The following is an 11,566-nucleotide window of genomic DNA, read 5'->3' as shown; positions in this document are numbered from 1 at the left end:
CCCTTGTACCCACAATATTATAGCCATTTTGAGGTGTTACTATGGGATAGATCATTGCAAGTATAATACTTTATACATTTAGTAAACTACCTTTATAAAATTGCTTTCATAGTGATTCCTTTACCATCCATTAAATCCATATATATTTTTTTTCCTCATAAAAAGCTTTAGATAAATAAAAAATCCCTCATGTTCCAGAAGGAGCCATAAGCAAAATCTAAAGATTAAAGCATTATCATAGTACTATTTTATTAGGAATATATTCTTAATGACATTTATTTTATAAAGGATGCGATAAAATGAAAGAAATAATCCCAATTATATTTGCTGTCTTAGCAGGTATTTTTACCACTCTAGAAGCAAGTATTAATGCTAAATTAGGAAGAATTGTTTCTCCTAAAATTGCCACTCTACATAGTTTAGTTACAGGTGTTATTATTATCCTAATCGGAAATCTGTTAAAAGGTAGCTTACACCAATACACAAAAGTCATTCATGTAAGACCTCAGTTACTCATTGGTGGTATTTTTGGTACTTTCATTATTTACTTTGTGACAAGAACAATTCCTAAACTAGGTGTAGCAAACACGCTTACTATCATCGTTGCTTCCCAAATCATAAGTGGGTTATTAATCGATGTATTTGTCAACAAGCAACAGGAATTAGACTGGTTTAAGTTAATTGGAATCGTCCTTTTGCTTTGTGGTACCTACTTTATCATGAAGAAATAGATGATTATGTATTATTCCTACTTAAGCAGGAAGGGATCTTTAATGTCCTTTCCTGCTTTCTTAGATTAATCTTTAATTTAGTGTTTTCTATTTTTAGTTTTGATATAATATACTTGCCAGCGAAAAAACAGGAGGTTTTATATGTACGAATATAAATTTGTTAAAATTGATCTCAGTTCCTTTGGGCGTAAACCCAAGCAAGATCATCACGAAGTAATTGAAAAACATGCTATCCCTAAACTCTTAATTAACATTAAAATTCATACCTAAGTTGGCTCTTTATTTTCCTTTGATATTATAATATAATTTATATTGATTTACATAAATTCCATATATAAGGAGTATCGTATGCTTAATATAATAAAAAAACATAAAGTTATCATTATTGTTTTATTGGTTGATCTTTTTTTATTTTGGTTACTATTTTACTCAGGTGTTATACTGCCATTCATCAACCCTAGTGTTGAACAATATAAAATTCTAGTTAGACAAGGTATTAGCTTTCCACGAGATACAAACCAAATGATTCTTTGGACTAGCTTACAAATCCCTGTCACCTTATATACTTTTTATTTAATTTTGAAATGTTATTTAAAGCATAGTAGAGCCTAAGAACAATAGGTGTTTTTAAAAAAATAAATAGAATTACTCTTCGCTAAAATTCTACTGCAGCTCTTTTTGTTACTCTGGAAGTTTACAAATGATGTTGACAGAATCAAATAACGGCTTCTATATTTAAATGAAAGTCATCTGGATTGTACCAATTGTCACGATGAAAAATGTAACCGCCGAAAGAGAGGAAATGTACTCATTAATGACCTATATCCTTATTAGTTTCGCTGAGCTATATAGTTCCATTATTCAACCAACCTTCATTTACAACATAACCACCTAAATTTCCACCATCCGGGCCCATCTCAATAATCCAATCTGCTTGTTGTATAAGTAAAGAATTATGTTCAATTACGATAACAGTTGCGCCATTATTTGTTAGTTCTTTTAAGATATAGATTAGTTTTTTTACATTTTCATCATCAAGACCGGTTGTAGGTTCGTCGAGAATATATAGTACATCCTTTGTTTTACCTAAGCATAATTGTTTTGCTAATTTTATTCGCTGTGCTTCACCCCCAGAAAGCGTTGTTGCACTTTGACCTAGTTTAATATAAGATATTCCTAATCGATCAAATATGTCTAGCATATCAAATATTTTCTTTTCATCCCTGAACACTTCCTTAACCTCATTAATTTCCATCTCTAATAAATCTGAAATACTATACCCTTTGTATTTTATTTCTAATATCTTATCATCATATCTTCTTCCATTACATTTTGTACATGTCGTATATATATCTGGCATAAAATGCATAGGAACAGCTATCAGACCAGCACCTTTACATTCTGAGCACTGTCCTTTTTTGCTATTAAAGCTGAAATGCTCCTTAGTTAATCTCTTCTTCTTTGCTTGCTCCAATTTAGCATAGTAATCCCTTATTAAATCATATACACCTGAATAAGTTCCAGGAATCGACCTAGGTGTCTTACCAATTGGGTTTTGACTAACATAATAAACTTCTTTTAAGTCATTTGCTCCACAAATATCCTTATACTCTCCTGTGACATCACTTTTTTTCCCAAGCTTTTTTAAAACAGCCGGATATATGGTTTTTGAAACTAAGCTACTCTTACCCGATCCACTTACCCCAATCACACAAGTTAGTTTTGATAGAGGTATCTTAATATCTATGTTTTTTAGATTATTGGTAGTTACCCCCTTTAGTGCCAAAATCCTATTTCCACTAATCACTTTATTGGTAGGTCTAAAATCAAAAGTATCTCTATTACTACCTTTATTATCCTGTACTTCTTCAGCTCTTAATAATTGTCCACCGTATTTACCGGCTCTTGGACCTACCTCTACTAAATAATCTGCCCTATCAATAAACGCTTTTTTATGTTCCACCATGATAACTGTATTGTTTAGTTTCTTTAAATCGCGAATAACTTCTATAAGAAATTGATAGTCCCTTGGATGAAGTCCTTTAGATGGTTCATCCATTACATAGAGAATATTTGTCAAGTCTGATCCAAATTAAGTTGCAATTTTTAGCCTCTGAGATTCTCCACCTGAAAGGGAAGGAACACTTCTATTTAAACTTAAATAGTTTAATCCTACCTGTTCCATTTTCTTTAATTGATATAGAATCTTCATAAATATTATTTTGGATTTATCTTTCTTTTCAGTAGTTAAAGTATTATATATTTGATGACACCAATTTTTCAACTTTGATATATTCATGTTAGTAGCTTCTGGATATCTTGTTGGACCAATTTTCACCAAACGACCTTCATCCTTTAAACGCTCCCCATTACAATGACTGCATTTCTTTTTCACAATATATTGTTCAAGATTCGCCATTGATTTTTGAGCATTATTATTTCTTAATAGGCGATACATTGTATTGACTACACCTTCAACTGGTCTTTTTATGATACCTTTCCTACCATTAGAATTTACATAGCTAAGACTGACTTCTCGCCCATTAGTACCATAGAAGAGCTGCCTCTTAAAATTCTCAGAAAGCTCCTTAAAAGGTACTTCCAGATTTTCCTTCATATCCAGCAAGGGCAAGTACTTCTCCTCTCATCCAGTTTGCATTTGGCTTTTCCCTATGCTTTCTCAAATTTCCCCACCAAACAGATGCTCCATCCAAAATAGATTTATTAGGATTACTTACTATACGCTCAACATCAATCTGTAATTTCTCTCCTAAGCCCTTGCATGTAGGACACATATGATCCGGGTCATTGTAACTAAATACTCCTGGTGTCAAGTCAAAATAAATGCTTCCGCATTGACCACATACATTGTTTTCTGGAATATCCCCTTTAGATTCTTGAAAGACTTTGTAATCCGTCCAATGCTCTACCCACTCCGGAACTCTAACATCTTTAAAAACAGTAACATCACTATATGGAATGATTTGTAATATCTGCGAATTTTCAAATCCATCAAAACCACAAACCCTTATATAGTGATTATACTTATCCACGGCTTCTACTCTTACAACGGTAGATGCCATAGGATTTGGTCTTACAGGTGACCTTGTAGCAAAAATCCCACACTTTGGTGCATTTTCATAAGGCGGATTACACATACAATTCTTACGTAATTCTTTTTTGTCAAATCTGTCAAACCACCAAAGAACCCTTAGATAATCTCCTTTTTCTATCTTTTCTAATGCTGATTCTATTTTATCTTTTGGAAGATATTCCGATTCATGAATCTGTATTACACCACTGTTATTGAAAAATAGATACTCACCAATAGGATTTTCATTGAAATAAATTGCTGTAGATTTTTGATTTGTATAGTCATTTTCTAGCCTTTCTTCACATGGGAAATATGGTTTTATATCTACAATTTCACCTTTCATATTTACTCCATTTATCAAAATTTCACCACTCTTTTCATGCAACCTATATATTTTTGCTCCATAACAGAAAAGGTTATTTTTATTTTTGGTGAAAATAATACAATGACTAAAATCACCTAATTTTATCATAGCTTTTTGAAAGTCCTTTTTTAAAGTAATCTTTGTAATACCTTCTGTCCCTTCATCCAATCTGTTTATAATTTCATAGTCTCCAATTGATTGAAATTTTATTTTTTTCATAATTCCTCCTTCTAAAGAGGAGTTATCGGAATACATATTTCTACAACTTTCTCCTCTTTACATTGATAGCATTCTTGAGATGGGTAATGTTCAAAAAATATACGATTATCTGGCATATAACCGCTTTCTGGCAACCATTTTGACAGCATATAATTCCAAGCTAGTTGATATTCATTTGGCTTTAACAAAAATCTTCCAACCACACATGTACCACCTTCTAGAAACATACTGCCAAATTCGCCGTCAGTTTTTACATCTTCATTAGTTGACATGCATACACTTAATCTTAGCTGCTCTTCCATTGTCAGATCCCCAAAATCATGGTACAGCGCAAACCATTTTGAATCATTTCTTATATAATTCCTTGAACTGGTATAAGAATATAATTTTGAAAATAATCCTTCAAAAAGATTGTTATTACCTTTATAAGAGCCCACATGCCTAATATAAACCACTTTTATTGTCTCTATTGATTTGACAGATATTTCTATAGGTCTAGTATAACGAATATCTGTATTATATACTTTTCCATTCATGCTAATATCTTTAATTGTCATATTTCCAGTCTCATTAAGATATCTGAATTGACTTGCATTCATAGCAAATTTCTCTTTGAAAGCTTTTGCAAAAGATGCCTGATTGGAAAAACCAATTGATAAAGCAATATCTTGGATTGATTTTTTCTTATTAGCAAGTAATAGAAATGTAGCTTTTTCAAGTCGTAATCTTTTGATATAACTATAGAGACTTTCCCCTGTCATCTGTCGATAAATCCGTTGAAAATGAAAACTAGAAAAGGCAGCAATTTCTGATAGCTGCCTTATATTTAATTCTTCATCTAAATGTTTTTCTATATAATCTTGTACCTTATTAATTTTAGAAATATAAATCAACCTTGATTCATTAAATATAAACTCCATAATATATCCACCTCCATCTGGTTACGTATTTCACGCTTAAACATAATTTTAGAATCGCCGTCACTTATGGTACGGTTTCAGCGAATATATTTGATTTCTATCTAACTAGCATCAATATGAAAATCATAGTTGTACTTTCTCAAAAGGTCAACAAGCTTTCTTTCATACCAATAGCTGCACTATTATTATATCAAAAAATAATTAACTTTCCTTCACAACGAAAAAGGCACCCATTTCTGAGTACCTGCCTTTTAACTATTTACTTGCATTAGTTATTGTAACTACCATACTTACTTCTCCTCCAGTATTCTCTGCTTCTGTAAACATTGATTCTAAACTATTAAATATCTGTGCCTTTGTCCCTGTTAATTGAGTATTCATAGAATTTACAGTGTAACTAACATTATTTGCTTTCAATGTGTTAATAGAATTGTTAATTGCATTTGTAGCATTAGAAGTTTTCATTGGATATACCGCTACTTCTGCTGTAATCATATTTTTGTTCATCCTTTCATTATTTTAATATTCAATAATAGTATGTTAATGAACAAAGATAATATACATAGGTGGCTGGATATGGCTTGACACTCAGTGGTATTATTTTGGAACATGTATGTATAATGTTGATTCGTTTGTTTGTCATAGTTAGTCTCTATCAAAAAAAGTGTTATTAATCACTTCTTTTGATTTTTATCCTTCTGACCTTACATTTAATGCGTATATTTTTCTTTTTTGGTTATATTATCTAGTAATAGATTCTTCTTTTACATATGTATTATTCCTGAATGAGCAGGAAGGGACTATTGTAACCCTTTCCTGCTTTTTCATATTAATCCTCAATTTTTTTATAAAACTATTATAATTCTAACCCCACTTTAAAAATTGAAAATTTTAGAAAACTAAATTGTGATGAAATTGTAGATGCTAAAAATTTAAGACCACTCAAACAATGTTCATTCTTATAATTTTCAATATCATACAACATAACCGCCCCTTTGTGTATAAATTAAGATATTGACATATTTAACTTATAATGATATATTTTTCAATAAGTGAATGATAATAATTATCATTGCTATCGATTAGTTGCAGAGGGGGATTCAAATGTTTAATGAATTTATACTTAAAGAAAACGTGAAATTAAGAAATAAAATTGTTTTGGCACCTTTAACAACATGGTCTTCAAATGATAATCTAACGATTTCAGATGAAGAAGTCGATTATTATATAGCTAGATCAAAAGAAGCAGGAATGGTTATTACAGGATGTACTTTCTTTCAACCAAATGGGCAGGCATTTGAAAACGAGTTTTATGCGGGTAGTGATGAATTTATACCTTCACTAAAAAAACTATCAAATTCAATAAAATCGCAAGGTGCAAAGGCTATTCTTCAAATATTCCATGGTGGTAGAATGGCTTTGCCTAACAACGGGCAACTCATTAGTGCTTCAGCAGTTAAATCTATGTATAATGTTTTTGGAATGGAAGCAGAAATGGAAACACCAAAAGAAATGACTCATGAAGAAATCCAAGAGTTTATTCATGACTTTTACGAAACAACTAGAAGAGCAATTGAAGCAGGCTTTGATGGTATTGAAATCCATGGTTCAAACAAATTCTTGATTCAACAATTCTTTTCAGCAGAAACTAATCGCCGAACAGATGAATGGGGTGGAACAAGTGAGAAAAGACTGCGTTTCCCACTTGAAATCATAAAGGCTGCAAATAAAGCAAGAACTCAATACAGTAATACAAAATTTATAATTGGCTATAGATTCTCCCCAGAAGAAATGGAAGAGAAAGGAATTACATTAGAAGATACCTTATATCTAGTAGACAAATTAGCAGATCAAGAAATTGATTATATGCATGTATCTCTAATGCATTACAAAGCTACATCAATAAGAAATCCAAGTGATAAAAGAATCATAGGAAAGTTATTACTGGAAAAGGTTAACGGAAGAAAGCCAATAATTGGAGTAGGAAGCATATATTCCAAAGCAGACGTAGAAGATGCTTTGAACAATGTAGGATACAATCTAGTTTCTATAGGGCAAGCTATAGTCACAGACCCTAATTGGATTAGAAAGATAAAAGCTAGCGAAGAAATTCAAAATTACATAGATATGGAAAACCTTGAAAAACAAAATATTCCAATCAGAATGGCCAATAAAATTGCTAGTTTCCCAGGTTGGTTTAAAATAAAAAGGTCTGAATAATTAGGATAGTAAGAACCTTGATGCGGCCAAAACTAGGCCGCTCCCTAAAAAACTCCCTTATGAGTTTTAAATCCACATAATTTTTTATAAAAATGGTTAAATTAACTATATAATTTTGATTAAGTTTACATATACTAATTGTTTATTAATTTTATGGGGATGATGTTCACCATTGTTGCAATATTTATCTACGAAACACTTGAAATCCGTCTACTAATAAATTCAAAGGAGGTGATAGCAAATGGTCTATAAAACAATTATAAAAAATCCATTTTGGAAAGGAGGTTAATTTATATGTTACCTATCTCTTTTCAACAGTTGATTTTTGGTGTTTTGCTTAATTGTATTGCAATATATATGGTAAAATACATTGATTCCATCATACAAAGAATCCTTGAAAATAAAATGCTTACCCAAATATTAATAACAGTAAATGTGCTTATTGTAATTGCTGCTGTTCTACTTATGGCAAATACAGATATCTATTAGTCACAAATCACACTGACTATCTATTCTATAATCATCATCCCCAAACCCAAAGAAGATCATCACGAAATAATTAAAAACCATGCCTATAGAAGGCATGATTCTTTACATTAATTTATCTAATTTTTCTTTATCAAAACCAACAATATATTCATCATCGATCTTCACAACAGGTACTGCCATAATTCTTTCTTTCATCAATTCTTTTCTTGCATCCATATTACTTGTTACATCCACTTCTTCAAAGGATGCTCCTTTTTGTGAAAGATACTCTTTCACAGTTGCACAATGAGGTCATGTTTTTGTAGTAAACACTTTGATTTTTTCCATTTTGTAGTTCCTTTCTATATTTTTTATTTATTCTAGTATTTAATTATTTTGCACATATGTCATTCGAAAAATTCATATGCAAAATGACTAAATATTATCTTAGAATATTAAACTTATTTATGTCCTCATCTTAATAGAAATCAACAATATTATTCATTTACTAAAAAAAATCCTTCTCAAAATTTCAAGAAGGATTTTTCATATTCTTATAATTATCCAATAATTTCTTCAAGTGGAGTATACTCAAGATCATGTGCTTTTGCTACTGCTTCAAAAGTAATCTTTCCATCAATTACGTTAACACCTTTAGCTAACGCTTTATCATCCTTAATTGCTTGTAAATAACCTTTATTAGCTATATCTAATCCATATTTTAAAGTAGTATTTGTTAATGCTAGAGTAGATGTTCTTGCTACTGCACCTGGCATATTTGCAACTGCATAATGAAGAACACCAAATTTTTCATATGTAGGATTGTCATGAGTAGAGATTTTATCGATTGTTTCTATACAACCACCTTGGTCAATAGCAACATCAACAAGTACAGAACCTGGTGCCATTGTCTTAACCATATCTTCTGTTACTAATTTAGGTGCTTTTGCTCCTGGGATTAATACAGAACCTATTACTAAATCTGCTTTTCTAACAGCTTCTGCAATATTATAGCTATTTGACATAACAGTGTTTACTCTTCCACCAAAAATATCATCTAAATAAATAAGTCTGCTCATACTTACATCTAAAATCGTTACATTTGCGCCAAGACCAACAGCCATTTTAGCTGCATTTGTTCCAACAATACCGCCACCTACTACTACAACTTCAGCTGGAGCAACACTTGGTACTCCACCTAATAATACGCCTTTTCCGCCTTCATGCTTTTCTAAGAATTGAGCACCAATTTGAGTTGCCATTCTTCCTGCTATCATACTCATAGGCATAAGTAGTGGAAGAGAACGATCCTCAAGTTGAACTGTTTCATAGGCAATACCAACTACTTTCTTTTCTATAAGGGCTTTAGTTAATTCTGGTTCTGGAGCTAAATGTAAATATGTATATAATATTTGTCCTTCTTTAAAGTAATCGTATTCTTCTTTTAGAGGTTCCTTAACTTTGATAATCATATCAGCTTGGTCAAATACTTCCTTAGGGGTAGGAATTATTTTCGCACCTGCATCTTCATAAACTTCATTACTAAAGCCACTTCCAACACCAGCATTGTTTTCAATGATAACTTCATGCCCTGCTTTAACAAAAGCTTCTACGCCGGCAGGTGTTATAGCCACTCTGTTCTCATTGTTTTTAATTTCCTTTGGAATTCCTACTATCATGTCAATCACCTCATCATAAAATTTTTTGTTAATATTTACACTAATCATTAGTGCTTGTCTTAAATGTATTATACCATATTTAGGAAAAACATAACAGCTATTTTTTGAATGATTTTAATTTTTTAAATATATTAAAAAAGAATGTTTATATTCAATTTTCAGAATTTTATACATTGATTAATTATATATTGACTACTTTCTTCATCCATTTTATTTTGAAAATATTTTTTTCCAAAAAGGTATTTTTTGTTGATCTAATCGGCTCATCTTTTCTTTTAATTGAGCCAATTCATAGCTCTTTTCCTTTACCTTCATCTTCAATCTAGCATTTTCACATATTAAAACATCCTTTTCTTTTCGTATTGAATCAGCATGCTCTATTTCATCTTTTTCTTTCAGCATAGAATCTATAGAGTCTATAATCTCCTCCTTCATTTCTTCAAGTTTAAAACTAATATTATTATTAATAGACTCATTCATATTGCTACATACCACTTGTACAATATCTGAAGAATGATCTTCTACAATACTTAACTCCTCAGAACTAGTGGCAGCAACCTCACTTGATGCAGGTAAAACTAATTCTGGAGATTCAAGAATAAGTTTAATCTGCTTATTGGTTAATCCCTTTTGCTGAAGTTCCTTTATGTAAATAATTTGTTCGATTTCCTTATAGGTATAATATCTCCGATTAGATTTTGTTCTCGGTATTTCTAAATTAAAATCATTTTCATAATATCTTAGTACATGGGGTTCATATCCTGTTATTTTACTAACTTCGGAAATAGAATATCTTTTCTCTTTATCAAACACTAGAATCCCTCCCATCTAATTTTACTATTCTTGATTGAACCTTTAAATCCTCTCTCATCCCAATGTATTTCAATAGCAATTTCGGTCAGCATTTTACATACTTTTTAATGCATAAATAAAAAATACTATATATTTGTAATAAGTATATACAAATACATAGTATTCTGTCGGAAATAAAAGGTTTATATTTTTTTATAAAAAAAAGTTCTATGAGAATCTAAATTATATCTTGTAGGTAAAATAATTTGTTCGGTACTGCCAACAAACAATATACCTTCATCATTTAATGCATCATGAAATTTTTTATACATGATTTCTTTAGATTCTTCTGTAAAATAAATCATCACATTTCTACATACAATTAAGTCACACTGGTCTGGATATTTATCATTCAATAAATTATGCTGTTTAAATTGAACACAAGCTTTGATATCATCACAAACTTTATAAGCATCTCCAATTTTTTCAAAATATTTACTCGCCAGATGCTTTGGTACATTCTCAATACTCTTTTTAGAATATACACCATTTTTAGCTTTGTTGATTGCTTCCTTATCAAGATCCGTAGCTAATATTTTTATAGACTTTAGTGGTACTAATTCGCTTAATGCCATTACAAGAGAATAAGGCTCATCACCAGTAGAACATGCAGCACTCCAAATTTTTAGAGTTTTTTTATTTTTTAAAAGGGCAGGAAATATTTCCTTCTGTAGGATCGTCCATTGACTTGAATTTCTAAAAAACTCTGATACGTTTATTGTTAGATAATTAATAAACTCATCAAAAAGTTTTTTATCCTTAGTTATAGCATTATAATAATCTTCATAGTTTGTAAAATTATTTCTTTTAATTAAAGAATCAATTCTTCTCTTCATTTGTCTTTCTTTATAATAAGATAAATTAATGCCTGTCTTTTTATATACTTTTTCTTTGAATTTCTCGTAATTAATCATTTTTCATCCCCTTTAGTATTCTGAATTTTTTCGAATCACATCCTACTTCTATTTTCTTATAAAGCATTACGAATTTCAAGAAAAAAATAAGGAAGATGTATCTTC

Annotated in this window: 12 protein-coding genes; 3 read left to right on the top strand and 9 right to left on the bottom strand. The window is 30.6% G+C overall.

Features of this window, described 5'->3' with window-relative positions; all coding sequences use genetic code 11:
• Positions 1-299 precede the first annotated feature (299 nt).
• Complete coding sequence (locus tag K7H06_RS08280; protein WP_223039404.1) at positions 300-731, top strand: DMT family transporter; 432 nt, start codon at positions 300-302, stop codon at positions 729-731.
• An 844-nt stretch (positions 732-1,575) separates the two neighbouring features.
• On the opposite strand, the gene K7H06_RS08275 is transcribed toward K7H06_RS08280, so the two are convergent.
• From K7H06_RS08275 to K7H06_RS08255, 5 genes are all read right to left on the bottom strand, one after another.
• Positions 1,576-2,811, bottom strand: a complete 1,236-nt coding sequence (locus K7H06_RS08275) for an ATP-binding cassette domain-containing protein (RefSeq protein ID WP_223039403.1) — start codon at positions 2,809-2,811, stop codon at positions 1,576-1,578.
• A 12-nt stretch (positions 2,812-2,823) separates the two neighbouring features.
• Positions 2,824-3,363 carry a hypothetical protein gene (locus tag K7H06_RS08270; RefSeq protein WP_223039402.1) on the bottom strand — a complete coding sequence of 180 codons (540 nt, stop codon included), beginning with the start codon at positions 3,361-3,363 and terminating at the stop codon, positions 2,824-2,826.
• On the bottom strand, positions 3,320-4,408 hold the full coding sequence (locus K7H06_RS08265; protein ID WP_223039401.1) for a TrmO family methyltransferase domain-containing protein: 1,089 nt from the start codon (positions 4,406-4,408) through the stop codon (positions 3,320-3,322). The genes K7H06_RS08270 and K7H06_RS08265 overlap by 44 nt, the downstream gene beginning before the upstream one ends.
• 11 nt (positions 4,409-4,419) lie before the next feature.
• Positions 4,420-5,328, bottom strand: coding sequence for an AraC family transcriptional regulator (locus K7H06_RS08260; protein ID WP_223039400.1), 909 nt, complete (start codon positions 5,326-5,328; stop codon positions 4,420-4,422).
• A 255-nt stretch (positions 5,329-5,583) separates the two neighbouring features.
• The gene (locus K7H06_RS08255; protein WP_223039399.1) at positions 5,584-5,823 is read right to left on the bottom strand and encodes a YkoF family thiamine/hydroxymethylpyrimidine-binding protein; all 240 of its coding nucleotides are present in this window, start codon (positions 5,821-5,823) and stop codon (positions 5,584-5,586) included.
• A gap of 609 nt (positions 5,824-6,432) precedes the next feature.
• Between K7H06_RS08255 and K7H06_RS08250 the strand changes: the two genes are divergently transcribed.
• Entirely contained in the window at positions 6,433-7,548 is a 1,116-nt protein-coding gene (locus K7H06_RS08250; protein ID WP_223039398.1) for an NADH-dependent flavin oxidoreductase, read from the top strand.
• A 294-nt stretch (positions 7,549-7,842) separates the two neighbouring features.
• The gene (locus K7H06_RS08245; protein ID WP_223039397.1) at positions 7,843-8,037 is read left to right on the top strand and encodes a hypothetical protein; all 195 of its coding nucleotides are present in this window, start codon (positions 7,843-7,845) and stop codon (positions 8,035-8,037) included.
• Between the two features lie 102 nt (positions 8,038-8,139).
• Here K7H06_RS08245 and K7H06_RS21575 read toward each other — a convergent pair whose 3' ends face one another.
• The 4 genes from K7H06_RS21575 to K7H06_RS08225 all read right to left on the bottom strand — a co-directional run bounded on the left by K7H06_RS21575 (position 8,140) and on the right by K7H06_RS08225 (position 11,461).
• Positions 8,140-8,364, bottom strand: a complete 225-nt coding sequence (locus K7H06_RS21575) for a glutaredoxin family protein (RefSeq protein ID WP_484795925.1) — start codon at positions 8,362-8,364, stop codon at positions 8,140-8,142.
• A 212-nt stretch (positions 8,365-8,576) separates the two neighbouring features.
• Positions 8,577-9,695, bottom strand: a complete 1,119-nt coding sequence (ald, locus tag K7H06_RS08235) for an alanine dehydrogenase (RefSeq protein WP_223039395.1) — start codon at positions 9,693-9,695, stop codon at positions 8,577-8,579.
• A gap of 210 nt (positions 9,696-9,905) precedes the next feature.
• On the bottom strand, positions 9,906-10,508 hold the full coding sequence (locus K7H06_RS08230) for a MerR family transcriptional regulator (protein ID WP_223039394.1): 603 nt from the start codon (positions 10,506-10,508) through the stop codon (positions 9,906-9,908).
• 182 nt (positions 10,509-10,690) lie between these two features.
• Positions 10,691-11,461 carry a CheR family methyltransferase gene (locus tag K7H06_RS08225; protein ID WP_223039393.1) on the bottom strand — a complete coding sequence of 257 codons (771 nt, stop codon included), beginning with the start codon at positions 11,459-11,461 and terminating at the stop codon, positions 10,691-10,693.
• Positions 11,462-11,566 lie beyond the last annotated feature (105 nt).

The organism is Crassaminicella profunda, assembly GCF_019884785.1.
Lineage (GTDB): Bacteria > Bacillota > Clostridia > Peptostreptococcales > Thermotaleaceae > Crassaminicella > Crassaminicella profunda.
The sequence above is the reverse complement of the archived record's forward strand: the minus strand, read 5'-3'. Positions and strand labels throughout refer to the sequence as shown.

Bases quoted from the DNA above. Each gene is read 5' to 3' on its own strand.
- K7H06_RS08280 (WP_223039404.1), top strand. From the start codon at position 300: ATGAAAGAAATAATCCCAATTATATTTGCTGTCTTAGCAGGTATTTTT.
- K7H06_RS08265 (WP_223039401.1), bottom strand. From the start codon at position 4,408: ATGAAAAAAATAAAATTTCAATCAATTGGAGACTATGAAATTATAAAC.
- K7H06_RS08260 (WP_223039400.1), bottom strand. From the start codon at position 5,328: ATGGAGTTTATATTTAATGAATCAAGGTTGATTTATATTTCTAAAATT.
- K7H06_RS08255 (WP_223039399.1), bottom strand. From the start codon at position 5,823: ATGATTACAGCAGAAGTAGCGGTATATCCAATGAAAACTTCTAATGCT.
- K7H06_RS08250 (WP_223039398.1), top strand. From the start codon at position 6,433: ATGTTTAATGAATTTATACTTAAAGAAAACGTGAAATTAAGAAATAAA.
- K7H06_RS08245 (WP_223039397.1), top strand. From the start codon at position 7,843: ATGTTACCTATCTCTTTTCAACAGTTGATTTTTGGTGTTTTGCTTAAT.
- ald (WP_223039395.1), bottom strand. From the start codon at position 9,695: ATGATAGTAGGAATTCCAAAGGAAATTAAAAACAATGAGAACAGAGTG.
- K7H06_RS08225 (WP_223039393.1), bottom strand. From the start codon at position 11,461: ATGATTAATTACGAGAAATTCAAAGAAAAAGTATATAAAAAGACAGGC.